At 42.5% G+C, this 25,541-nt stretch carries 21 protein-coding genes and 1 pseudogene; 9 read left to right on the top strand and 13 right to left on the bottom strand.

Features of this window, described 5'->3' with window-relative positions:
• Window positions 1-2 precede the first annotated feature (2 nt).
• The 4 genes from GSF13_RS14500 to GSF13_RS14485 are packed head-to-tail and all read left to right on the top strand — an operon-like array spanning window position 3 to window position 5,465.
• Window positions 3-893, top strand: coding sequence for a carbon-nitrogen hydrolase (locus GSF13_RS14500; protein ID WP_206472910.1), 891 nt, complete (start codon window positions 3-5; stop codon window positions 891-893).
• Between the two features lie 16 nt (window positions 894-909).
• Window positions 910-4,383 (top strand): transcription-repair coupling factor, encoded by a 3,474-nt coding sequence (gene mfd, locus GSF13_RS14495; RefSeq protein ID WP_211868928.1) that lies wholly within the window; start codon window positions 910-912, stop codon window positions 4,381-4,383.
• Window positions 4,380-5,204: a CsiV family protein gene (locus GSF13_RS14490; RefSeq protein ID WP_211868926.1), complete on the top strand. Its 825-nt coding sequence runs from the start codon at window positions 4,380-4,382 to the stop codon at window positions 5,202-5,204. Before mfd ends, GSF13_RS14490 begins: the two co-directional genes overlap by 4 nt.
• Window positions 5,205-5,216: 12 nt before the next feature.
• Window positions 5,217-5,465, top strand: a complete 249-nt coding sequence (locus GSF13_RS14485) for a hypothetical protein (protein ID WP_010604723.1) — start codon at window positions 5,217-5,219, stop codon at window positions 5,463-5,465.
• 462 nt (window positions 5,466-5,927) lie between these two features.
• Here GSF13_RS14485 and GSF13_RS14480 read toward each other — a convergent pair whose 3' ends face one another.
• The 7 genes from GSF13_RS14480 to seqA all read right to left on the bottom strand — a co-directional run bounded on the left by GSF13_RS14480 (window position 5,928) and on the right by seqA (window position 17,114).
• Window positions 5,928-8,858, bottom strand: coding sequence for a TonB-dependent receptor (locus GSF13_RS14480; RefSeq protein WP_211868920.1), 2,931 nt, complete (start codon window positions 8,856-8,858; stop codon window positions 5,928-5,930).
• Window positions 8,859-9,507: 649 nt separating this feature from the next.
• Complete coding sequence (locus tag GSF13_RS14475; RefSeq protein WP_174168894.1) at window positions 9,508-11,079, bottom strand: dihydrolipoyllysine-residue acetyltransferase; 1,572 nt, start codon at window positions 11,077-11,079, stop codon at window positions 9,508-9,510.
• 9 nt (window positions 11,080-11,088) lie between these two features.
• Window positions 11,089-12,066 (bottom strand): alpha-ketoacid dehydrogenase subunit beta, encoded by a 978-nt coding sequence (locus GSF13_RS14470; RefSeq protein ID WP_010604720.1) that lies wholly within the window; start codon window positions 12,064-12,066, stop codon window positions 11,089-11,091.
• Complete coding sequence (locus GSF13_RS14465) at window positions 12,066-13,283, bottom strand: thiamine pyrophosphate-dependent dehydrogenase E1 component subunit alpha (RefSeq protein ID WP_010372716.1); 1,218 nt, start codon at window positions 13,281-13,283, stop codon at window positions 12,066-12,068. The genes GSF13_RS14470 and GSF13_RS14465 overlap by 1 nt, the downstream gene beginning before the upstream one ends.
• A 351-nt stretch (window positions 13,284-13,634) precedes the next feature.
• Entirely contained in the window at window positions 13,635-14,669 is a 1,035-nt protein-coding gene (astE, locus tag GSF13_RS14460) for a succinylglutamate desuccinylase (RefSeq protein ID WP_211868918.1), read from the bottom strand.
• Between the two features lie 245 nt (window positions 14,670-14,914).
• Entirely contained in the window at window positions 14,915-16,552 is a 1,638-nt protein-coding gene (gene pgm, locus GSF13_RS14455; protein WP_211868916.1) for a phosphoglucomutase (alpha-D-glucose-1,6-bisphosphate-dependent), read from the bottom strand.
• 13 nt (window positions 16,553-16,565) lie between these two features.
• On the bottom strand, window positions 16,566-17,114 hold the full coding sequence (gene seqA / locus GSF13_RS14450; RefSeq protein WP_010604716.1) for a replication initiation negative regulator SeqA: 549 nt from the start codon (window positions 17,112-17,114) through the stop codon (window positions 16,566-16,568).
• Between the two features lie 136 nt (window positions 17,115-17,250).
• Between seqA and GSF13_RS14445 the strand changes: the two genes are divergently transcribed.
• From GSF13_RS14445 to fur, 5 genes are all read left to right on the top strand, one after another.
• A complete protein-coding gene (locus GSF13_RS14445) occupies window positions 17,251-18,018 on the top strand; it encodes an alpha/beta fold hydrolase (RefSeq protein ID WP_211868914.1) in 768 nt (255 codons plus the stop codon).
• An 87-nt stretch (window positions 18,019-18,105) separates the two neighbouring features.
• On the top strand, window positions 18,106-18,327 hold the full coding sequence (locus GSF13_RS14440; RefSeq protein WP_010372701.1) for a DUF2788 domain-containing protein: 222 nt from the start codon (window positions 18,106-18,108) through the stop codon (window positions 18,325-18,327).
• Complete coding sequence (ybfE, locus tag GSF13_RS14435) at window positions 18,327-18,605, top strand: LexA regulated protein (protein ID WP_010372698.1); 279 nt, start codon at window positions 18,327-18,329, stop codon at window positions 18,603-18,605. The genes GSF13_RS14440 and ybfE overlap by 1 nt, the downstream gene beginning before the upstream one ends.
• A 14-nt stretch (window positions 18,606-18,619) precedes the next feature.
• Window positions 18,620-19,147 (top strand): flavodoxin FldA, encoded by a 528-nt coding sequence (gene fldA, locus GSF13_RS14430; RefSeq protein WP_010604714.1) that lies wholly within the window; start codon window positions 18,620-18,622, stop codon window positions 19,145-19,147.
• 104 nt (window positions 19,148-19,251) lie between these two features.
• Window positions 19,252-19,698 carry a ferric iron uptake transcriptional regulator gene (gene fur, locus GSF13_RS14425; RefSeq protein WP_010372691.1) on the top strand — a complete coding sequence of 149 codons (447 nt, stop codon included), beginning with the start codon at window positions 19,252-19,254 and terminating at the stop codon, window positions 19,696-19,698.
• A 90-nt stretch (window positions 19,699-19,788) separates the two neighbouring features.
• On the opposite strand, the gene GSF13_RS14420 is transcribed toward fur, so the two are convergent.
• The 6 genes and pseudogenes from GSF13_RS14420 to GSF13_RS14395 form a co-directional block, all read right to left on the bottom strand.
• The gene (locus tag GSF13_RS14420) at window positions 19,789-20,418 is read right to left on the bottom strand and encodes a glutathione S-transferase family protein (protein WP_211868912.1); all 630 of its coding nucleotides are present in this window, start codon (window positions 20,416-20,418) and stop codon (window positions 19,789-19,791) included.
• 54 nt (window positions 20,419-20,472) lie between these two features.
• Window positions 20,473-20,825, bottom strand: a pseudogene (locus tag GSF13_RS14415) (DUF1428 domain-containing protein).
• A 14-nt stretch (window positions 20,826-20,839) separates the two neighbouring features.
• Window positions 20,840-21,229, bottom strand: a complete 390-nt coding sequence (locus GSF13_RS14410; protein ID WP_010372682.1) for a YciI family protein — start codon at window positions 21,227-21,229, stop codon at window positions 20,840-20,842.
• Between the two features lie 85 nt (window positions 21,230-21,314).
• The gene (locus GSF13_RS14405; protein WP_211868910.1) at window positions 21,315-22,160 is read right to left on the bottom strand and encodes a YciI family protein; all 846 of its coding nucleotides are present in this window, start codon (window positions 22,158-22,160) and stop codon (window positions 21,315-21,317) included.
• A 137-nt stretch (window positions 22,161-22,297) separates the two neighbouring features.
• Window positions 22,298-23,572, bottom strand: a complete 1,275-nt coding sequence (locus tag GSF13_RS14400) for an RNA polymerase sigma factor (protein ID WP_211868908.1) — start codon at window positions 23,570-23,572, stop codon at window positions 22,298-22,300.
• 102 nt (window positions 23,573-23,674) lie between these two features.
• A complete protein-coding gene (locus GSF13_RS14395) occupies window positions 23,675-25,501 on the bottom strand; it encodes a serine/threonine protein kinase (protein WP_211868906.1) in 1,827 nt (608 codons plus the stop codon).
• Between the last annotated feature and the right edge of the window lie 40 nt (window positions 25,502-25,541).

Raw genomic sequence — 25,541 nt, 5'->3', positions numbered from 1 at the left:
CCATGACTGAAAAAAACATCAAAGTTGGTATTGTTCAACATAGTAACTCTACAGATCTCGTAAATAACTTTGCGAAAACCTGTGACGGTATCCGAAAAGCCGCTAGTCAGGGTGCTAAGCTTATCGTGCTACAAGAATTGCACCGCAGCTTGTATTTTTGCCAGACTGAAGACACCGCTCTCTTCGACTTAGCGGAAACCATTCCAGGCCCAAGCACAGACTCACTAGGCGCACTTGCAAAAGAGCTTAATGTTGTCATCGTTGCGTCGTTATTTGAAAAGCGTGCAACAGGGCTTTATCACAACACCGCTGTTGTACTTGAGTCTGACGGTACGATTGCCGGCAAATACCGTAAAATGCATATTCCCGATGACCCAGGTTTTTATGAAAAGTTTTACTTCACCCCTGGCGACATGGGCTTTACTCCAATTCAGACTTCTGTTGGCAAATTAGGCGTACTGGTGTGTTGGGATCAATGGTTCCCAGAAGGTGCGCGTCTGATGGCGATGGCAGGCGCTGAGTTTTTAATTTACCCAACGGCAATTGGCTGGGATCCTCGCGATGACAAAGCAGAGCAAATCCGTCAACGAGATGCTTGGATAATTGCACAGCGTGCACATGCAGTGTCGAACGGAGTACCTGTGATCAGCGTTAACCGTGTTGGCCATGAATCAGACCCTTCAGGTCAAAGTGAAGGTATTCAATTCTGGGGCAATTCTTTCGTTACCGGTCCACAAGGCGAAATGTTATTGCATGCATCTGAAGCAGCTGAGGAAATCTCGGTTGTTGATGTTGATCTTGCACGCAGTGAATCCGTTCGTCGCATCTGGCCGTATTTAAGAGACAGACGAATCGATCACTATCAGGATCTTTGCAAAATTTATCGCGATTAATAAATAGGAGTAATCAATGGCGAATGTGCAATGGAACAATTTACCTTGGGTAAAATCAAACAAAGATAAAATTTCGTGGGGTAATTTGGTTGGCAGTAGCTTATCACTGTGTTTGAGTGAGCACATCCAACAACATGACAACTTAGTTGTACTCGTCACCCCCGACACCCCCTCTGCACTTCGTCTTGAGCATGAACTGGCGTATCTTTTAAAAGATACGCCAGTCATGATGTTTCCTGACTGGGAAACATTACCCTATGATCACTTTTCACCACATCAAGACATTATTTCTCAGCGTCTTGCAACGCTAAATACACTCAAACAGGAAAAGCAATCCGTACTCATCATTCCTGTTTCAACCCTTATGCTACGTACCGCACCACCTAGCTTTATCCACGGCATGAGTCTTCAGGTAAAAAAAGGTGACACAGTAGACGCACAAAGCTTGCGTGATACCTTAACTCAAGCGGGTTATCGTCATGTTCAGCAGGTAATGGAACATGGTGAGTTTGCTGTTCGAGGCTCCATTATCGATTTATACCCCATGGGTAGCCCACTCCCCTTTAGACTAGATTTCTTTGATGATGAGTTAGACTCAATTCGTCATTTTGATATCGAAAGCCAACGCTCAAATGATGAGATTGATGCTATCGATTTATTACCGGCGCACGAATTCCCAACCAATGCAGAAGACATTGAACGCTTTAGAATTAATTACCGCGAAGCGTTTGGCGCAAGTAGTGAAAAAGACAGCATCTATATGCAGGTTAGTAAAGGAAACTGGCCTGCTGGTATAGAGTATTATTTGCCGCTCTTTTTCGATTCGTTAGCGACGGTGTTTGACTATTTGCCTGAAGATACCGTATTTATGCCTTTTGGCGACATTGAATCTGCGGCGCAAACCTTTTGGCAAGACGTATCTAAACGCTACGAAAGTCGCCGGGTTGACCCACTTCGTCCGCTACTTTCACCAGCCAAGCTATATCAGCCAATAGAGACCTTGTTTGAAGGCCTTAACGGCTTCTCTCGAATAAAGCTTAGTCAAGCGATGCTGGGGACCAAAGCGGGCAATAGCAATGTCGCAGCTGAATTAATCGACGATGTTCGCATTGAGCATAAACAAGCTAATCCATATCAAAAAATCCTCGATTACATCGCTGCTGAGAAAAAACAAAAGTCTCGCGTGTTATTCAGTGTTGAATCAGAGGGCCGACGAGAGTCACTGCTTACCTTATTAAAACCAACAGGGCTAAAGCTTAAGCCTTATAAGCGCATTGCAGAATTTGTATCTAGCGACTCAGATGTTGGTGTGGTCGTCACTCCACTCGCTACCAGTGTGAAACTACTGGATAAAAAATCGCTGTCTATCATCACCGAGCAAGAACTGTTAGGTGTTAAAATCTCCCAAAAACACCGCCGCAAACATAAATACGAGCAAGGGCAAGATGCGCTGATCCGAAACCTCGCTGAGTTAAAAGAAGGTCAACCTATTGTTCACTTAGATCATGGTGTAGGTCGCTATTTAGGGCTAGAAACCATAGATGCAGCGGGTATTGCTACCGAGTTTGTGACTATCATCTATGCCAATGACGCTAAACTTTATGTGCCTGTCTCTTCACTCCATATGCTCAGTCGTTACTCTGGAGGTGAAGAAGCTTCTGCACCACTTCATAAACTGGGTAATGACGCGTGGGAAAAAGCAAAACGCAAAGCGGCTGAAAAAGTCAGAGATGTTGCTGCTGAACTCCTAGACATATACGCAAAACGTCAAAGTAAACCGGGTTATGCATTTAAGCTAGATGCGAGTGCCTATCGAGACTTTTCCGATAGCTTCCCATTTGAAGAGACAGACGATCAACGCAATGCAATTACAGCCGTACTTGCGGACATGCAATCAAGCCTAGCGATGGACAGACTTATTTGTGGCGATGTTGGCTTTGGTAAAACCGAAGTGGCCATGCGTGCTGCGTTTGTTGCCGTCAACGATAGCAAACAAGTGGCCGTCTTAGTGCCAACTACGCTACTTGCCCAACAACACTTTGAGAACTTTAAAGACCGTTTTGCCGATCTGCCAGTTGAAGTCGGTGTGCTTTCGCGCTTTAACTCAGCGAAAGAACAAAAAGAGACGTTACAAAAACTTGAAGAAGGCAAAATTGATATTGTGATAGGCACCCATAAGCTTATTCAAGAAAACATCAAGTTCGCCGATTTGGGTCTGCTGATTGTCGACGAAGAACACCGCTTCGGTGTGAGACAAAAAGAAAAGATTAAGCAGCTAAGAGCAGATGTCGACATTCTTACCCTGACCGCAACCCCAATTCCGCGTACGCTGAATATGGCGATGAGTGGCATGCGTGATCTCTCTATTATTGCAACACCTCCAGCCAAACGATTAGCGGTAAAGACCTTTGTTCGAGAGCGCAACGACGAGCTTATCCGCGAAGCAATTCTGCGTGAAATAAAGCGCGGTGGACAGGTTTACTTCCTACACAATAACGTCGAGACGATAGATAAGGTCACCGCTGATATCTCGGCACTCGTGCCAGAAGCTAACGTTACTACTGCCCACGGGCAAATGCGTGAAAAAGAACTTGAGCACTTGATGGGTGAATTCTATCACCAAAAGTATAACGTGCTTGTATGTACAACCATTATTGAAACCGGTATCGATATACCCTCTGCTAATACCATCATTATGGATAGGGCCGATAAACTCGGATTGGCACAATTACATCAGCTTCGCGGCCGTGTAGGACGAAGCCATCACCAAGCATACGCATACCTGCTCACGAAGAATAGCCAAGCCTTAACCAAAGACGCGGTCAAACGATTACAGGCTATAGAACAACTCGAAGACTTAGGCGCAGGTTTTGCTCTCGCCACCCACGATTTAGAGATCCGTGGTGCGGGTGAGTTACTGGGAGACGACCAAAGCGGTCAAATTCAAACCGTTGGCTTTACGCTGTATATGGAAATGCTGGAACAAGCAGTTGAAGCTTTAAAAAATGGTAAAGAGCCGACTCTCGATAACCTACTCCAGCAGCAAAGCGAAGTTGACCTGAAGTTCCCAGCACTGCTACCGGATGATTACATTCATGATGTAAATATTCGCCTTAGCATGTATAAACGCATTGCTAGCACAAAGTCGCTGACAGAGCTTGATGAGCTACAAATTGAATTAATCGACCGTTTTGGGCTGTTGCCAGATGCGGCTAAAAACCTCTTTGCGGTTCAGTCTGTTAAGCTAAAGGCAACCCAATTAGGCATTAACAAGGTCGAAGCAAACCCCAAAGGTGGCTTCTTCGAGTTCAGTAGTCATACAAAAGTTAACCCAACATTCATCATAGGGTTGATACAAAGTAGCCCGTCTACCTATAGAATGGAAGGCGCGAATAAACTGAAGTTCCTGATCGAAGAGAAAAATGGCCAAGAGAGATTAAAACTGGTTAATGCGATGATTGATGACTTTGAGAAAAAGGCTGTAGCATGAAAACAATAAAAAGTCTGGCCATCCTAGCGGCTTTGGTAAGTAGCGCGTCTGCACATGCCACCCGTTGGTTTGAAGTAGAAATGATAGCATTTGAGCAAGAGCCTAGTTTCTCTTTGCGAGAAGACTTTAGTATTGAACCTGAGCCGCTCAATCAAAAAAACATCAAGTCACTATTATTCGACGGTTTTAATACCACCGGCTATAAACTATGCTTAGAAGGCAGTGAGCAGTTTGCTGAGCACGATTTTATTCGTGGATTAACGTCGGGTGCGCGCTCCAGCTCTTGCGACCCAGATGCAAACTATGTTGAAAAATTCGGCACTTTGCCTCTTTCACCAAAAGTTGATCCACAAGAACACATGGACTCTATCTACTTGTTGGATGAGTCCCAGCTTAATTTTTCCAACAAGATTGCAGAGCTAAAACGTAAAGGGCTCAAGCCACTGTTGCACACTGGTTGGCGATTCCCAGAACAAAGTAATAAGCGTGCTCCTAATATCGAGATTATTGCTGGCAAACAGTTTGCATCGCCATCCAGTTATAGCGTAATAGAAAATGACGATCAGTTTTCGTCACTATCGAAGCGTTTTAATATCGAAGAATCGAAAGAGCATGTGCATTGGCAGCTTGAAGGCTTGATTAAAATTCACGTGAGACATTACCTTTACGTAACCACAGATTTAGATTTAAAGTACGAAGACGGTAACGATATTCGTACTGCTCGTATGTCTCAATATACGCGCGTGTATAGCGGCGACATACATTACTTAGATCACCCTAAACTTGGGGTCATCTTTCAAATAAGAAAATACAAACATTAGACGGGCAACCCTATGAAAAAATTACTAACTGCTGCTGCGCTACTTACCCTAGTCGGCTGTTCTAAAGTAAGTTTAGAAAACTACAACAAAATAGAAGTGGGCATGGACAAAGCTGAAGTTGAGAGTATTCTTGGCTCTGCTGATAACTGTGAAGAGAAAACACTACATACCAATTGTATTTGGGGAAGCGAAGACAAGCATATTAAAGTAACGCTACTTTCTGACAAAGTCACCCTTTATTCAAAGAAAGGGTTAAACTAACCACAACTCAGTGCTTTATCGTTTATGTGATAGAGCACTCTAGTGTTGAGTTCCGAGAAACAACTTAAGCTAAACCTAAAAAATCGTGTAAATTTCATATAGTACTAATCAAAATCACAATTTAGGAAAAGCGAAAGGTATTCCTTCAAATTCGCTTCGCAACAAAACCACCAGAGTAAAGTGGAATAAAGAGCACACATGTAGGCAAGTTTAATAACGATTTGTCTTAATACTTACTCAATCTGTAGGAGCGAATCTGACGCTAACTGCGTTAAGAACTGCTTATTTAGAACAACTAAATAGAAAAGCTTTTGGCTTCCCTAGATGGATGTAGGTACCTTGGAGAGTAGCTGGATGTATCGGTAGTATTATCGGCAAATATCACTTAATTAAGCAAATTGGTATAAGTGAAAGTTTATGAAAAAAGAGTACTACTTTGAGTACTCTTTTCTCGTATTTAGATTAGAAATTATATTTCAAATTCACAAACACTTTACGACCCCAAGGATCATAGAGTGAAGACTCTGCACCTCGGCCATCTACATAATCTGGTAGAATTTTGTCGAATACGTTTCTAAACCCAACCTCTACTGAAGCTTTGTCGAAGCGATACTTAGCAGAAATGTCATGCGTTATAAAGCTACCAGTATATGAATGCTCTTGGTCTTCTTTCGACTCGCCTCTTTCTTCTCCAGATTCAGTCAGTGTATCTTCTAAATCAATCAAAGCTGAGCGATCAATAAATCTTGCATACCATGTTGCAGACCAGTTATCTTGAGCATAAGTTGCTCTGAACGTGCTTTGCCATTCTGGATCACCAAGCTCGCCATGTTCGCGTTTTACAAGCTCAGGACGGTTTTGGAATTGGAATGTATTTCTTTCGATCAAATGGCTAACAAACCACTTTAATTTCAGATCACCAGGAAGTCCAATAGATGTCAGATCTGTATTATAATGAATATCAGCTTCAACACCTTTAACTTTTAGTTTAGCTGTATTTAAATAGCCAGACTCAACACGCGTAATTGACATAGTAGCCGGATCGCGAGTTACTTGTCCGCAGAAGACAGAATCTAGATCAGGACCATCTACACAGTTATCCGCTACGGTTTGTATTGTTAGCGATTGAATTGCGTCTGTGATCTCGATATCAAAGTAATCAATACTCGCCGACAGCCCCTCAATTGGCGTGAATACAAAGCCTAAAGTTAACGACTCAGCTTCTTCTGGGTTAAGATTTGGGTTACCGCCTGTAAGCGTCTCTTTTGATACATTATCTTCAGCTTGGAAATTAGCCGGGATCCCTAATGCCGCACAGTTCTTGATACGGTTTGGGTTATCGGAAATATTATCGACGTCACATGGATCGGTAACTCGACCAAAACCTGGTGATCGTGGAGAGAATGACTCTGCAATGTTTGGTGCTCTAACCGCTTCGCCGAAAGTACCACGTAAGCTATAGCCTTCTAATGGAGACCACATAAAACCAACTTTCCAAGCATCAGCCTCACCGGTATGTGAGTAATCTGCTCTTCTGAACGCTGCATCAACAGAAAGTTCATGGGCTAAAAATACATCAGCCAAAATTGGTAGGCGTGTCTCGACGAACCATTCTGATACATCATACTCGCCATATACATTTGGTGTAGCAGAATTTGATAATACATTTGAACGAGTTAATTCATCGGTGATAGTCTCTGACGACTCCCAACGCTTTTCATAACCAAACGCAAATCCAACTGCACCACCTTGTAATTCAAAAAACTCAGCGGTATCAAACGATGCAGAACCACCCACGAAACGCTGTTTCACAGCATCGCTTCTGGTAACATCGGCTGTGATCCAATCCATAGCTTCAGCTGAGGCTTGGCCAAATCCAAATGGATTGTAAGGTACACATCCGCCAATATTTACTGTCTCGGGACTCTGGTAACCTTCCGGCTGAGCTTCAGAAACATTGCTACGGCAGTCTGCTTTACCCGTATTCGGATCGATCACCGCATCGATTGCTGCCGCCCAATTCCCCAAAATTAAATCATTTTCAGTAATTCGGTCATTTTCAGTGCGGCCGTATGAGTAATACACATCGTAATCAAATATTGTGTCACTCAGAGTAAAGGCACCACGTAACCCAGACATAAGCGTAAACGTTTCTCGTTTGTTTTTAGCTGAACGGTTACCAATTTCGTCTAGAAATTTATTAATTTGAACTTCTTCTAGTCCACGATCTGCAAATACTTTCTTATCTGCAGCAGATAAGTAAGGGTTATCTGCCACTTTGATTCTATTTTGGCCAAATCGAAAGCTTGGCTGGTATTGTTGAGCGATATCAGAGCGAACGTACTTGAAATCACCATAAAGCTCTACATTATCGTTAAAGGCATAGTTAAACAACGCCCCTGTTGAAACTTTGTCACGCTGAGGAAGATAGTTCACATAGTCTTCAGGAGAGAAACAATATTTACAACCATCAGGGAAGCTTGCAAACGCACTATTGGCGAATAACCCTCGAGTTGGCATGAACTCACCAATGCCGTCATTCGAGAATGTGTAGTTAATACCGCCACCTCTCAATACACCATTAGGGCTAATATACTCCGACACAACGTTTGGAACCCAAAGTTCATCAAAGATCCCGTCATCTTCACCAGTATTTTCAGGATTTGGCATATGAGCACCAAGATTGAAGTTTGGCATATCTTTTGTCATAACTTCTTCTATAGCGTCTTTTGTTACGAAAAAGGTTACATTCCCTTTGCCGTCCTCTGAATTCACACCACCAACTAAGCTATATGCACTATTTTTACTGCCCACGCCCTCTGTTGAGTCGCTGTAACTAGCGCTTAGCTCTAGACCTTCAAAATCTTTCTTCAAGATAATGTTAACAACACCTGATACCGCATCAGAACCATAAACTGCTGATGCACCACCAGTCGTCACTTCAACTGTTTTAATCAATGCGGAAGGTATAGTCGATAGGTCAACTGTAGAAGAACCGGCTTCACCCGAAACATGTCTCTTACCATTAACGAGCACAAGGGTTCTGGCTACTCCAAGCCTTCTCAAATCTACAGTACTCATACCTGCAGAACTGTTACTATTTGAGTTGGCTCGAATTGTTCCGGTCGCACCAATCGCAGGTAATTCTGCAAGTACAGAAGCTAGGTCTGGAATACCCGCTTGTTCAATTTCCTCACCAGTTATTGAAATAATGGGCGCTGGTTGACTCAACTCAAAACGGGCAATACGTGAACCTGTAATCTGAATCTTTTCAACTTTATCAAGTGATTCATCTGAAGCAACTTCTTCTGCAATCGCTGTTGATGCAATGATACCTGTCAATGAGATGGCTAATGCAGAGTGAATAGCATTACTCAGTTTGCTTTTTTTCATATAGACTTTCCCTAATTATACTTTTTCTTTGAGACAAAATTAGTCTCGCGATCAGATTAACTTAATTTAAAAAAAAGCAAATACAACTAAACGCAATTTCCATTATCCCCAAAAAGTGTACAAATTTATTTTTACACTTTTACTACACAGAGCTAACCCGCATCCATTGTTAATTAGTTGAAAAAATACCATTTTAGTCATCCCACCCACTCTAGTAATCGTAAAGAAATAAATACGAAGTACAATTATTGTAATGGGATCTTTTTAATATTTTTTTGCAAAATAATTAGCAGTTGCTTCTTAAGCTCTATTCCAATTATCTTTTATATACAAAGAGTTAGAATGTAGAAATGCAGATAATATCTAATAAACTTTCGCTCAATTTGAAGGAACGAATATGACGCTAACTCCGTTAAGAACTTCCTACTTAGAATAGAGTTTTTTGCCTACATGAATGTAGATACTTTGACGATAGCTGGTGACGTAGCAGTGTTATCGAAAAGGCTTTCTTGCTTCAGAATAGCTCTCTAAATTAAGCAAACAGGTATTACAAGTTTGCTTTCACGGTGGTTTACATATATATATGGCGGGAAATAAAAAAGGGCCGTAAAGGCCCTTTACAACAAGTAGAAACTAGCAAAAACAAGGATTAGCGCATTGCCATCATCATTTTAGCCGGTTCCTCTAGGAAGGTTTTCCATAAATTATTGAAACGTGCGATCGTGCCACCATCAATAATACGATGGTCGCCAGACCAACTTACTTGCATGATAGAGCGCGCAACTACATTACCTTGTGCATCGAAGCGGGGTAACTGCTGCACTTTGCCAAGCGCGACGATAGCAACTTCTGGTTTATTAATAATCGGTGTAGCAACCGTGCCACCAATCGCCCCTATATTTGAGATTGAGATAGTACCGCCTTTCAGTGAATCAGGAGATACACGCCCTTCTCTCGCCGCTTCTGTCAGCTCAGTAACTGACTGGGCAACTTCTACAATCGATTTACTTTGGCATGATTTAATGTTTGGTACAAGAAGACCCAGCTTGCTGTCCACCGCCATACCAATATTGTGGTCATCAAAATAAGTGATTTCCGTACAGTCATCATTTACTTTTGCATTCAAAATTGGGAATTCGTTGATAGCAAGTGACAACGCCTTGATAAAAAATGGCATCATAGTAAGCTTCACGCCTTGTTTGGCATATTGCTCTTTCAAAGCACCACGAAGCGCTATTAAATCGGTTAAGTCAATCTCGTCACAGTAAGTGAAATGTGGGATCGTCGAAACAGAGGCCACCATCTGTTTGGCCATCGCCGCTTTCATACCACGTAGAGGCTCAACTCTTTTACCACCTTCTGAGGTAGGAGTCGGCTTTTGTGTTTGAGACTGTATCGTTGTGTTAGCTTCATTCGTGGTCGAAGCACCACTTACACCGTGCTCAAGGAAATGTTCGATGTCCTCTTTATACACGCGACCATTTTTACCTGAGCCAGGCACTTCAGAGAGGTCAACACCAACTTCGCGCGCCTTGCGGCGTACTGCCGGAGAGGCAATCGCTTTACCATTTTTCGGTAAACTACGCGTAGCCTCATCGTTTGCAGTAGCAGCTTGTACTGTACTTTCTTTAGGCTTGTGGACATCAGCGATTGGATCGTCTGATTTTCCGGCGTGAGATGACGCCAACTTCATTTGAAATAGCGGACTATGCACCTGTGCTATTTCACCTTTTTGATAATAGAGTTTTTCAACAATACCATCGTACTTGGCTGGAATTTGCACTAGCGCCTTGTCAGTCATTACATCACAAACGGCCTGATCTTCTTTGATTTCATCGCCTTCAGCAACAAGCCATTCAACGATTTCGCACTCAACAATGCCTTCACCAATATCAGGTAAGATAAAGTCTTCAAGTACAGCACTGGTTGAAGTAGTTGGCGAGGACTGAGGTGCCGATTGCTCCGGCTGAGCAGCTTGCTCGCCGGCAACATCCATTGCAAACAAAGGCTCATGCACCTTTGCAATTTCACCTTTTTCGTAATGCAGCTTGGTGATCACACCGTCATGTACCGCAGGGATCTGCACTAGTGCCTTATCCGTCATTACGTCACAAATAGGTTGATCTTCTTTTACTTCGTCACCAACAGCCACCAACCACTCGACGATTTCGCACTCTACGATGCCTTCACCAATATCTGGTAAGATAAATTCTTTAGCCATAACTTATCCTTAAAATTCCATAGAACGTTTGATAGCGGCGAACACTTTCAGTGCATCTGGCACATACTCTTTTTCAAGTGCTAGAGGGTATGGCGTATCTAATCCACAAACTCGCTCAATTGGAGATTCTAAATGCAGGAAACACTCTTTTTGTATGGTTGCTGCGATCTCAGCACCAAAACCATTTGTGATTGGCGCTTCGTGGCTCACGACCAAACGACCCGTTTTAACCACTGACTTGGCTACCGTGTCCATATCCCAAGGAAGAATACTTCTTAAGTCGATTATTTCACAGCTAATACCCGCTTCTTCAGCTTTTTGTGCCGCTTGTTCGATGATTTCCATCTGCGCGCCCCAAGCCAATAGCGTTATGTCAGTACCTTCTTTAATTACTTCAGCTTTACCAAGCTCAATGCTGTAATCTTCTTCTGGCACTTCACCAACAGAAGCGCGATATAAGCGCTTAGGTTCAAAGAAAATAACCGGGTTATCATCTTTAATGGCAGCACGCAGTAGGCCTTTTGCTTGATACGGGTTACGCGGTACTACAATTTTAAGACCTGGTGTATGTGCAAAGTAAGCTTCTGGTGATTGTGAATGATATAGACCACCTGCAATACCGCCACCGTATGGCGTACGAATTGTTAAGTTACCCACATCAAACTCATTACCTGAGCGATAACGGAACTTGGCCGACTCGTTCACGATTTGGTCAAATGCCGGGAAGATATAATCCGCAAATTGAATTTCAGCAAGCGCAGGAGCACCAAACGCTGCAAGACCATTGGCAAAACCCAAAATACCTTGTTCAGTCAATGGCGTATTAAAAACACGGTGTTTACCATATTTTTCTTGAAGGCCTGAAGTTGCTCGGAATACACCTCCAAAGTAGCCGACGTCTTCACCAAAAATACAAGCCTGTGGATGCTCCGCCATCGTGATATCTAGCGCCGAATTAATGGCGTGTAGCATGTTCATTTTAGCCATTATTTAATTCTCCCTGCTGTGACTGGGTATGCGTCTGGATAAGCTTTAATATGCGCTTTCAATTCATCATATTGTTTCTGCAGCGATGGAATTGGCGTGTCATAAACATCTGAGACCAGATCTTCTAATGCAGGCTTCTGTACTTTTTCTGCAACCTTCAATGCAGCCAAGATATCTTCACGGATTTTCTCTTTTTCCGCATCATCTTGGGCTTCATCCAGCCAACCTTGTTTTAGAAGCCATTGCTTAAATCGATTTACTGGGCAACTATTTTTAAATTCAGCTTCTTCGTCTTTAGTACGGTAACCAGACGGATCATCAGATGTTGAATGTGCACCCAAACGATATGCGATAGACTCAATCATCACAGGCTCACCGTTTTCAACTGCGATTTTACGCGCGGCTTGTGTTGCGGCGTAAACGGCAAGCGCATCAGCACCATCCACACGGATGGTCTTAATACCATAGCCCACACCGCGAGCGGCAATACCATCACCTTTGAACTGTTCATCCGCAGGTGTTGAAATCGCATAACCGTTATTACGTGCATAAAAGATGACCGGTGAACCATGCACCGCCGCCATGTTTAGACCAGCGTGGAAATCACCTTCTGACGCAGCACCTTCACCAAAATAGCAAATCGTGACGTTATCAATTTCAGACGTTAGCTCACCGGTTTCTTTATCAATGTGTTTTAGCTTTTGGCCGTACGCATAGCCCGTTGCTTGAGGAATTTGCGTTCCTAGCGGCGACGAAATAGTCAGGTAATGTAATTCTTTAGAACCATAATGCACAGGCATTTGGCGGCCTTTGCCTAAGTCCTTCTCATTCGAGAATAACTGATTCATGAACTGCTCAAGCGAAAAACCACGATAGTGAATTGCGGCTTGCTCACGGTACTGAGCCATGATCATGTCATCTTCTTTAAGCGCCGCAGCACTTGCCGTAACAGCGGCTTCTTCGCCAAGACATTGCATGTAGAAGCTAATACGTCCTTGACGCTGAGCCCCTTGCATACGCTCGTCAAGTAAACGGATAAACCGCATTGTTGAGTAAATTCTTAATGCCGTTTCTTTATCAATATCTGGTGCTGTTGCACCGTCTAAAACATCGCCTTGGTCACTTAAAATCTTTAATGTAGGGATATTGAGTGCATGACCATCTATAAATTCCAGCGCGTGGCTGATATTTAAGGATATATTATTGGGGTTAGTCATAACCTACCTTCTCTTGTTGTCATAACAAACTTACGGAGTTCAAACCCGACTTTCTCATACGAGATCTGGCTTCAGATTGCGTAAGACGAAAAGAGTCTTAACTCACCTCGCATTTATGATTGTGTTAATTGGTCTTGATCACATTCGTGGTTAGTATGAATAACTGGTCTAACAACTTATCAAAGACTGAATAATATTTGCGATTTAAGTAAGTAAATTAAATTAAAGCGTTTCAACTTTACGTTAACGTAAACGGTTATTCAACTAATCCTAGATGAATAACCGTGAAAATGCATCAATGTTTTTGGAAAGATTTTGATACGAAGGCAAGTAGAATTTTACATCTATGATTTATATAAAGTTTCCATCAACCTCTAACGGGATAACCGTTAGTAATGCACGTTGCCCCAAAGCAACATTGGCATTTGGGAAGATAATAGCTTCCCCCTCAACTTCAGCGAAATATTGCTTATCTCCGTCCGTCGCTAGTAATTCACCTTTCGAAAAGCCTGTAAAATTCTCAGCAGAATCAGCGAATGGAAAAGAAAATTCGGCTTGAGTACGATTGATTGTACGATGAACCGTAAACAGCTCGAACTCATCTGCATTAAATTTTTTATATTCTACTTTTTCTTGGCTAATTAATGCTTTTAGCGTTTCTTTGGTTTTTGCAAAGCTTGCCATGTTATTCTCACCAAATGGCTTAACCTGTCCAAGTTCGATAGTAAAAGCGTCGGCCCCAAACTGGTAAGAAGAAAAGTAACTAAATGTCGTAGCAGCCGAGCGCATCATTAATACAGTGTTGACACCGCATGACAATAAAAATTGCAGCTGCGATTTCTTCCACGGCTTACCATGTAAAAATGGATAGACTGCAAACTTCTCGTTTTTAGACCCTCGAATAGCAGTGTGAAGGTCATAATGACAACGATAGCGCTCGTCACCGCCCTGTTCAAAGAAAGCCCTGACATAACCTTCTAGTTTTTGCGCTCGGACCTTTTCGGGGTTATCTGTTTCTTGATTATGTGCGCCGTTAAATAGGCGGTTTAGATTTTCATCGACAAAACGCTGCCCAATATTAATGGATTTCGGGTTGCCAAAAATAAATAACACCCGTTGTGCCAACGCTAGTTTGCCAGTAATAATATGTTGGATAAGCTCGTCACATATTTCAATTGGCGCGGTTTCATTGCCGTGCACAGCGCTCGATAGCACAATATCTTTCGTTGTTTCACCTACAGGCGTAAACTGGATCACACCAGTATCATGGACTTCCACCAAGGTACCGTTGTCTAAAGTGAAGTTCACGGGTTCCAGTGTAAATTCGTTATTTCTTGTGATAGTAAGAAAGTCACCGCTTTGTTTTAATTCTGCTAAGTACGTCATAATTCCAAATTGATGTTGTTGAGTAATACCAATTATCTTAATTAAGTGATCTATTTTGAGGCGAGAAAATCTTGTCGATAACAAGGCTAAAATTTTGCAATTTAGTTATTCTAAATAAGAAATTTTTAACGCGGTTAGCGTCAGATTTACTCCTTCAAATTGAGCAAGTATTACGACTAATTGGTATAACCCGCATTGGGATACAAAAAAGCCATACGAGGAGTATGGCTTTTAGAAGCTTTTTGTTAACTAATCACTGAGTCAACCAATGTCTTTGCCTCATGTTCAAGTTCAGCTAAATGCGCGTCACCTTTAAATGATTCAAGATAAATTTTGTAGATATCTTCAGTACCCGATGGACGCGCCGCAAACCAACCATTTTCGGTAACGACTTTAAGGCCACCAATAGCCGCGCCGTTACCAGGGGCATTGGTTAATATCTGAGTAATTTTATCACCTGCCAGGGTGTCCGCCTTGATATTGTCCGCGCTTAATGCCTTAAGCTTTGCTTTTTGCTCAGTATTTGCGGGTGCATCAATACGTTTGTATACAGGTGCGCCAAATGCTTGTTCAAAAGCGTGATAATGTTGAGATGGCGATTTACCTGTGACAGCTAGGATTTCGGCGGCAAGTAACCCCATGATAAAACCGTCTTTGTCAGTACACCATGTGGTGCCATCTTTTCTTAAAAACGCAGCGCCAGCACTCTCTTCACCGCCAAACGCGAGCTCTCCAGCTGCTAACCCGTCTACAAACCATTTAAAGCCAACTGGCACTTCGTAAACTTCTCGGCCGTTTGCGCCACACACTTTGTCAATCATGGCACTAGATACCAATGTTTTACCGATTTTTACTGAGCTCTTCCAGCCTCGGTGTTTAATGAGGTAGTCAATTGCAACCGCTAAAAAGTGATTAGGATTCATCAGGCCATCAGGGGTAACAATGCCATGTCTGTCGAAGTCTGGGTCATTACCAATACCGATATCGTAGTCGTCTTTCAGTGCTATCAAATTAGCCATCGCAAAAAGCGATGAACAATCCATCCGCACCTTGCCGTCTTTATCTAGTGGCATAAAGGAAAAACTCGGGTCGACGACGTCGTTTACAACCGTTAGCTTCAAGTCGTAGTGTTTGGCGATCACAGGCCAGAAATTAACACCTGAACCACCAAGAGGATCCACACCAATATTAACTCCGGCTCGAGCAATGGCTTCCATATCAATTATGTTACCCAAGTCTTGAACGTATGGAGTGATCAGATCTTCATACTTGATAAATCCAGATCTTCTCGCTTTAGCAAACGGGAATAATTCAACTTCAACCAAATCTTCGAGTAGTAACTGATTCGCCCTATCTTCAATCCATTTGGTGACATCGGTATCGGCCGGTCCACCATTCGGAGGATTATATTTAAACCCGCCATCTTCTGGCGGGTTATGTGATGGCGTAACGACAATTCCATCTGCAAGCTCATGAGGATTGACTAAATTGTGCGAGACAATCGCATGGCTGATCACAGGGGTTGGTGTGTAGTCATCATTTTCTTGTGTGATGACTTGTACTTCGTTGGCAACCAAGACCTCAATAGCCGAGTTAAAAGCGGCTTCCGACAACGCATGAGTGTCTTTACCAAGAAAAAGCGGACCGTAAATATTGTTGTTTTTACGATAATCGCAGATCGCTTGAGTGATGGCCAGAATATGCGACTCATTAAACTTAAAATTAAGTGAGCAACCTCGGTGGCCACTTGTGCCAAAGGCGACACAATGCTCTGGATGCGCTTCTAAGTCAGGCTCATTTAAATAGTACGATGAAACCAGCTTAGGTACATTTACCAATAATTCTTTCGATACCTTTTTGCCAGCTTGCGGATGGATCGCCATAAGATTTCCTTACTTATAGGTAGTCTCTAATTTTCTCGGCAGCTTCATCTGTGTAACCTAACACCTTAGCTACTTCATGAAGCATCATTTTCTTTCTAGTCGTATTTGAATTTGTCATCACCCAATATTCGCTGTCTGCTATATTTTTCGGGTTCATACTGCTACCACTTTCGAGTAGTGCATTTTTACTCGTGGCGAAGTAAATCCTATCGCGGCCTTTAATTTCGAGCACACAATTAAATTCGGATTTATGTGTACGATGAAGCGCGGATAGGATAAACAAAAATCGCCCGACCACGCCCTTTTGCATGGCAAGCTCTTCTTTATTTAGAATATTAAAGACATTCGCAACGGGTTTTACAGGTTGGCTTGGTGTTTTTGTTTGTGACTCAGCTGTAATTTCTGGTACTTGTTTTTCTTCCTGCTGTGCGACGGCTTTAGATTCTGTCCCAGAAGTAAGTTTTAATAAACGACGTAAAATCTCAGAAGCACTTTCTCCAATACTTTGTGTGTTACTTGCAATGTATTGATATAGCTCGTCATCTATTTCTATCTTTTTCATGCGTTTCCTGTCATCTATGCTAATTAGGAGCAACTCATTTCAATTGCCACTTAGTATATCCAAATTTAACTTATTACTCTATGGCTTTGCATTTTTACTCTTCAATGTCACAATTAGCGCCAATTTTGGAGGATTTATGCAGTTAAACTATCAACAAATTGGCGACCAAGCCAAACCTAGTGTATTTGTTATGCACGGACTCTTTGGTTCCTTGGAAAATTTGAATGTGGTGGCAAAAGCACTTGCTAAACATTTCAGTGTGATTAACGTCGATTTGAGAAATCACGGTCGCTCTTTTCATGATGAGCAAATGTCCTATCCAATAATGGCAAACGACATCAAAGCGTTATTGGATGAGTTAAAACTGGATAAAGTCAGCCTAGTTGGCCACTCAATGGGCGGTAAAGTGGCAATGCAATTCGCCCAATTATTTCCAGAAAGCATCAACAAACTTGTCGTATTAGATATTGCGCCTGTTGATTATCACTCAAGGCATGACGCAATAATTGCCGCGCTTAACGAAGTGCAGAAAAGTGATGTATCAAGTCGTAGTGAAGCAGATACCATAATGTCCCAATATATTGAAACAGTCGGCGTGCGTCAGTTTTTGCTTAAAAGTTTGGCAAAAAATGAAGAAGGTAAGCTTACTTGGCGTTTTAATTTAGATGTAATTACTGAAAAATACGACGCAATTACATCTAATATTAATGAAACGCATTCCTGTTTATGCGATACTTTGTTCATTAAAGGGAATAATTCTGACTATATCCTGCCTGAGCATAGGGAGCCCATCGCTCGTTTTTTCCCAAATGCGCGAGCAAAAATAATACAAGGTGCGGGCCATTGGCTACATGCTGAAAAGCCTGAAGCTGTAAATCGCTCAATTATTGATTTTCTTCAATAAAACGAATCGAATTTACCGTTATAAACTTAATTTATGCATTTAGGTTATGTTATAGTAGCCGCCGTTTAAGTATTGAGTAGAGCTCAGATGGTCAGTCAATTTATAAATGAATTTGAAACGCTAGGGCTGTGGTTTGCGCTAGCTGGTATATTCTTTTTCATCGGTATGGCGATTCAAGACGTACTGAAAAAAGGCGATGTGCCAAAGTTCGGACGCTATATCGTTTGGCTGGTGTTGTTTCTAGGTTGCTCTGGATTTATAGCAAAAGGCTTGATCCAGGTGTTTTGGCAAGGCGCAGGTGTTGGATAATGGCCAAGGCTGAAACAGATAGAACGACTATCGACCTATTTGAAAATGAAAAACGTCCCGGACGTCCTAAGACGAATCCACTGCCACGAGAAGTGCAGTTAAAGGTCAACAAGCGCAATCAAATCAAGAGAGATCGTGCCCGTGGCCTAAAAAGAGTAGAATTTAAGGTTTCATCAGAGTTGTATCAAGCGCTAAGTGATATGGCAGAGTCGCAAAACATTAGTCGAAGTGCACTCATCGAGACCATCTTACAAGAAAAGTTAGCGGTTAATAGATAGAAGGTAAGCAATTAATGGCAAGCGTAGGTATTTTTTTCGGCAGTGATACTGGTAACACAGAACACGTTGCTAAAATGATTCAAAAAGAGCTAGGTAAAAAGCTCGTAGACGTAAAGGACATTGCTAAAAGCAGTAAAGAAGAGATTGCCGAATTCGATTTACTACTTTTCGGTATTCCAACATGGTACTACGGCGAAGCTCAGTGTGATTGGGATGATTTTTTCCCTGAACTTGAAGAAGTCGATTTCGAAGGTAAGTTAGTTGCTATTTTCGGCTGTGGCGACCAAGAAGATTATGCTGAATATTTCCTTGACGCGATGGGCATGGTTAATGACATTGTTACTGAACGCGGTGCGATTGTAGTTGGTCACTGGTCTACCGACGGTTATGACTTTGAAGCATCAAAAGCTGTAGTTGAAGACGGTAAGTTTGTTGGCCTTGGTATTGATGAAGATCGCCAGCCTGAGCTAACAGAGCAACGCGTTAAACAGTGGTGTGCACAAGTATATGACGAAATGTGCTTAAGCGAGCTGGAAGATTAATTCCATTTGCTTTGCACTTGCTGCCCGAGCAAGTTATTCTTAGGTTATAGCGTCGTGAATATTGACCTAAGACAAATTATAACTAACAGATTGAGACAGATTTAATGACTGATCACAACTTAGAGCTTAAAAAGGCTGGTTTAAAAGTAACGCTTCCACGCATCAAAATTTTAGAGATCCTTCAGTCTCCTGATAATCAACACATCAGCGCAGAAGATGTGTACAAGATCTTATTGGACAAAGGTGAAGAAATTGGCCTAGCTACAGTATATCGCGTGCTAAACCAATTTGATGATGCTGGTATTGTAACACGTCACCACTTTGAAGGCGGTAAATCTGTTTTCGAGCTGTCTGGCAGCACGCACCATGATCACTTGGTATGTTTAAAATGTGGCAAAGTTGTCGAATTTGAAGATGACGTTATTGAAACACGCCAAGAAGAAATCGCGAACAGCAATGGCATCAAACTCACGAATCACTCACTATATTTATACGGTGAGTGTGAAGATAAAGAAGCGTGCAAAAAGTACGCTGAGGAAAATGGTAACTAACCTACCTTTTCGCCAATTTAAGCATTAAGCCAGCAAATTGCTGGCTTTTTTAATTTGTTGCATAAACACCACCTTCCATTTATATAGTCACTATATTCTAGAGTACAATTCCAGCTGATCTTTGTATGCTTTTTTAAAAGCAGCTCTAGAAACACATTGCTCTAGATACTTTCGGCAATAGCTATATTGTTTTAGCCCATCAAACCTATCGACCAAACGAAACACGTCAGCCATCGCGATGTCTGCAACAGAAAATTGCTCAGCCAACCAAGTTTTTCCCCGAAGATATTCATTCATGTGTTTCAAACGGCTATGTAAAAATCGCTCTATCGCTTTGCTACCATCACTCTCAAAAGTATCTTCAGAAAATTTCAAAATTGTCCATGGAAGACTCGCCATTTCAACAGAGTTGAGCGCAGCGAATAACCACTGTATTACCGATGACCTATTTTCTGTCGATATTAACTCATCGTTATGTTCAGCGATGTATAACAGACCAGCACCACTTTCAAATATCTCCTTATCTTCATGGCTAAGCCAAGGAACTTGACCAAATGGTTGATGTAAATAATGCGCATTTTCTCGCTCTTTGAAAGCGGTAAGTTCTATATCATAGGGTATGCCCGCCTCTTCTAGCGCCCAGCGCAAGCGAATATCTCTGACATATCCTCTTGGCAGCTCAGGCACCCAATCAAACGTGGTAATGGTAAAGTTCGGCATATATCAGCTCCATGTCTATTGGACTGATAACTCAGCCCAATTTAATAACTAAGATTAACACTCTACTATTGTCATAAAGCCACCATAGATAAGCCTTTTACCATCAAACGGCATTGGATTAGCTTCTTGATCGCAAATAGGATCTTTAAATACTTCTGCCATTCCAGCATCACGCACTTCTTTTGAAGGCCAAGTGATCCAGGAAAACACCACTGTTTCATCAGGCTTACATTTTACAGCCATTGGAAAAGAGGTAAGCGTACCATCAGGGACATCATCCCCCAGGCCTCGACAACGTGTTCTGCTCCAAATTTTTTAAACACTTTTGCCGCTTTGCTGGCGTGTGCTTGATATTCTTCACGCTTACTGGTGGGTACAGCGCATACAAAACCATCTATATAACTCATCTTTGACCCCTCTATTATTCTCGTCTTTGTGCTTCATAGCTGACATTGTTCTCGTCTTGTAACTCGCGAACAGGCCGAATTTCAATGCTGCCATAGCGCGCTGGCGGAATTTTGCTAGCCGCTTGGATGGCCTCATTTAAGTCTTTGACATCAAGTAAATAAAACCCCGCAAGCTGCTCTTTAGTCTCTGCAAATGGGCCATCGGTAATATCGACTTTACCCGCTCGTACCCGCAAGGTTGTCGCACTTTGAGTTGAGAGCAACGCGTTGCCCCCTATCATCTGCTCGCGCTCTTTTAATGATTCCCCACACGCGATACATTCACGGTTAAGTGCGTCCCATTCATCTTGTGAGAGCTTTTCCATTGCTTGTTCATCGTAATAAACTAAAGCGACATATTTCATAGTGTGTCCAGCTCCTTATTAACTAGTATCTGAATAGCGAACGTCTTTTGCTGCTCGATCTGACTTAGCTATTCCGTGCTCAAGGTTAATTAGTATTACTAGGTAACATCACCATCCACGCAACACCGAATTTATCAACGACTTGACCATAAAGGGGGGACCAAAATGTTTCTTGTAATGGCATTCTGACCGTGCCACCATCGGCTAACGCATTAAATACTCTGTGGACTTCTTGTTCAGAATCAATGGTTATAGACTGGCTAAATCCTGCAAACGAAGCATCATCACCACAGCCGTCAGATGCAAAAATCTTCATATCGCCAATGCTAAACTCACAGTGCATTACTTTATCTGAGAAGTTTTCTGGTATCGCACCATCAGGAATAGGATCTGGACTTTCGTTAAAACGCATAAGCAGACCGACTTTGGCATATAGATGCTGTTGATAGTATTCAAGTGCCTCTTCGGTACGCCCTGCAAAAAACAAATAATTGCAAACATTTGCAGTTTGCATCGCAATCTTTTGTCTTAATTGTTCTTCGCCTGCGAGGATTTCGCCACTGGGATCTATATCAGCAAAGTCAGCCATTTCATAAAACGGTCGAACTTCAATATCAGATTCCTCATTCATGGGATTAGGACAGCGCTTAACCCATTCTAACGCCTCTTCCATTGATGTTACTTCCCATACCCAATAACCCGCGATTAACTCATTAGTCTCTGCAAAAGGCCCTTTAGTTATAATGCGCTCTTCGCCTTTAAAACGAACGCGAACTCCCTCTTTACTCGGCTTTAAACCGTCACCAGAAGTCATTATTCCAGCATCAACTAAAGCATTATTGAATTCTCCCATCGCAGCCATTAATTCCGCGGTTGGTAGCTCCCCTGCTTCAGACCCTTCACTTGCTTTTACAATCACCATTACTTTCATCGTCAATTCTCCTGTTGTCTTTTATAAATAGAGCTGAATAACCAAAGGTTACCTGCGGTGTTAATAAATAAAGTGCTCTATACACTCTAGTCGAATGCATTCTTTAGAGATCGACAAAGTAAGGAAAATTTTCTTAATTAATTTTCACCGAGCTTGAGAAGCTTTTGTTTGAGAACCCTTTGCTCTGGTAATTGCGTTGTAAAGTTGAGAGCCGTTTTAAATGCATCAATCGCACTAGCCGTTCTGCCAGCACGAGATAATAGTTCGCCATAAGCCGCATGAGCCAAGTGATACTTTTGCATTTCTTTGTGCTCAAATAGCCGCTCTATAATGGTAATACCCGCATCTGGGCCATCTTTCATAGCGATTGCGACCGCTTGGTTGAGCTCAATAACAGGAGACGGGCTCACTTTGTGTAGCTGAGCATATAATTCAACAATCTGTGACCAATCTGTCGCCGCTGCAGTTGTCGCAACAGCATGAGTCGCAGAGATAGCCGCCTGAATGGTGTAAAAGCCATATTCACCGGCGCGCATTATTTCAGCGACCAACTGCGTACCTTCGGTGATCATACCTTTACTCCAAAGGTTTCGGTCTTGATCTTCCAGTAAAATGATGTCACCGCTGGCATTGGTGCGCGCCGCCTTTCTTGCATCATTCAAGAGCATCAAGGCGAGTAACCCCGCCACTTCTGGATCTGGTGTTAGAGAATAAAGTAAACGAGTTAAGCGGATGGCCTCGGACGTCAGTTCACTGCGTATTGCAAGTTCGCCTTGTGTTGCTGAATACCCTTCATTAAAGACCAGATAGATAACCGTAAGCACCGCATCAAGTCGGTTGTTAAAGTCAGTGTCGTCTGGCAGTTCGAACGGAATACGGGCATCACGGATCTTCGCTTTGCCGCGCACAATTCGTTGTGCCATTGTTGTGTTAGACACCAAAAATGCACTGGCAATTTCTTCTGTTGTTAGTCCACAGACCTCCCGCAGAGTAAGCGCAACTTGTACCTTTGGATCAATAGCCGGATGGCAGCAGGTAAAAATTAATCGCAACTGGTCGTCTTCAATTGCATTGGCGTTTTGCTCTTGAGCTTGGCCGGCGATATCAGAAACCCCATCCAAGTCAGTAGCAGCAACTTCTAGCTTTTCTCTTTGACGTAGCTGTTTACGTATTGCATCAATGGCTTTAAAGCGACCAGTAGAAATTAACCAAGGGACTGGCTTTTCTGGCATGCCTTGAGTAGGCCAATGTTTTAACGCCACATTAAACGCGTCTTGCAATGCTTCTTCCGCTAACTCAAAGTCACCTAGAAGGCGGATCAGTGTGGCGTAAATTTTCCGGCTTTCTTGCTTGTACAGCACTTCTATAGACTTACGAATAGCATTGCTATCGCAAGCGAGTTGATTGCTCATCACTTTCCTTCGTCAGCTAGGTTATCGCTATTTGAATTGGTATAGTCACTATTTCATAAATCAGCAAGAGCCTCAATAACTGGCCAGAAGCGGTACTAACACCTAAGTGTTAACGACAAATGTTTTGGGGTTTTTGGGAAAGAAAAAGTCAGGCTGGCGGTCGCATAAAGTAAACTCACGTGTATTTTTATAGGGCAGCTTCATAAACCCTGCTACGCCATAATCTTGAATACTAACCGCGTATTGCATGATCCGAGTCAGTAGCGCCTTAAATTGCGTTTCTTTATTAGCATCAAGTAGCCGGTAGTAATAATGAATTTTCATCCTATCTTGCAACGATTCAAAAATGATGCAACCTGTATGGTGGATCTGATTTAACTCGAACACGCATTGAATTATCTGTCTTGGCAGCTGCAGTTGCTCGTCTGGATCTTTGCCGTCTTCAAAGTATGAATGCGGGCGTGTAATTTCATTGCTCGAAATATCGCTAACGCTAAACTCTAGTTCTGGCAGATGGTCAAATTGGAACGCACCGGTGCCGTCACGAGTCAATTGAATAGTTTGCCGCGCGTCGAATAAACAACATTTAAATAAACCTTTTTGTTTGATCCCCTGCGCGAGCATTACGGTGGCGTTCAACGCGTCTTTAAATGCAAGACTCATTGTTTCATCGTGTAAAATAAGACTCGACTCAACAAATACTTGCACGTCTTTCCAGTGAAAACTGAGACCACCAACGACCGGATATTTTGCCAGCCTGCTGATTGAGGCCAAAAAGGCTTTCTCGGTATCGCCGGTATCAAACAAAAACTCTTTATAATATCTATCTAATTGCGCGTCGTTTACGTCTCTTAGATTGTGTTTATCGTCAGCACGACGCAAAAACTGCTTGCGTGAGCTATAGACGACCGTTTCAGGTTTAACTGCGGTTTCGTAGGTCCAAAAAGGAATGCGGGATTTTTTCTCTGACAGTGTTAAATCAGGTAAATACATTTTTGCCATTGCTGGCATATTACGAACAAAATAATCCCCTGCGCTATCCCTCGTTGCTTTATCTTTGCTAAGCATGCCATCTAGCACCTGCGCAAATACTTTTGGCAGCCCCAAAGCGCAAGCAGGAATGACCTGAGCACCAAAGCGACATGATTGTGCACTAGCCAGTGCATAAATCGTCGACGCAACGCCTTGTTCATCAAAACGAGGAGAAGATTGTGCACCCGACATTTGCTCATCGCCAATAAAGTACACATCTCCCATCCGAGCGTTAGTCGTACTTACATCAGATGACATCAAATCCATAATATTGCTGGCGATTGGCTCGCCATATACATCCACCTGAGCATAAACTGAGCTTCCCCAATCAACCAAAGAGAAACCATCGGAAGCTTCATCCCAAACGATATTAGATGGTTTAATATCTCCATGAACGATAGGCTGAGGAGACATGCCATTGCGACGCTCGCGCAAATCAACCAACACATTTCTGAGTTTTAACGCGAGGCTTACCAACTCATGCGCTTTAAAACGGCCCTTTTTGAGTGAGATCTTTTCTAAATCTTCACCAGGGGCACGCTCCATCATTAAAATGCCTTGCTTTTTTACTCGCTCGAAGGCATAGAAGTTTGGCACCATAGGGTTGTCAATTTGCGACAACATATAGCCTTCATCTTCAAGCCTATCACGCACACTTTGGGCAAGCGTGATCCGAGAAAATTTAAACACCCAGTCTTTCCCCATATCACTTGTACCAGCAAATACGAAGCCAAATGCACCAGAGCCAATTACCTCAACATGTTTATAGCCAAGTTGGCTCAATTGTTTTTTACAGATATTCAGCCATTGACGATGCTTTTTTGCATCATGATGAGACAGTAAGTAGATGGACTGCTGTTCGTTGATATAGAAGTGTTGGATGGATTTTTCAGACATAATTGTACGTAGAAAAAGCAATAAAAAAGGTCGACATTAG

It is taken from the genome of Pseudoalteromonas sp. M8 (assembly GCF_018141365.1).
Taxonomy (GTDB): Bacteria; Pseudomonadota; Gammaproteobacteria; order Enterobacterales; family Alteromonadaceae; genus Pseudoalteromonas.
The sequence above is the reverse complement of the archived record's forward strand: the minus strand, read 5'-3'. Positions and strand labels throughout refer to the sequence as shown.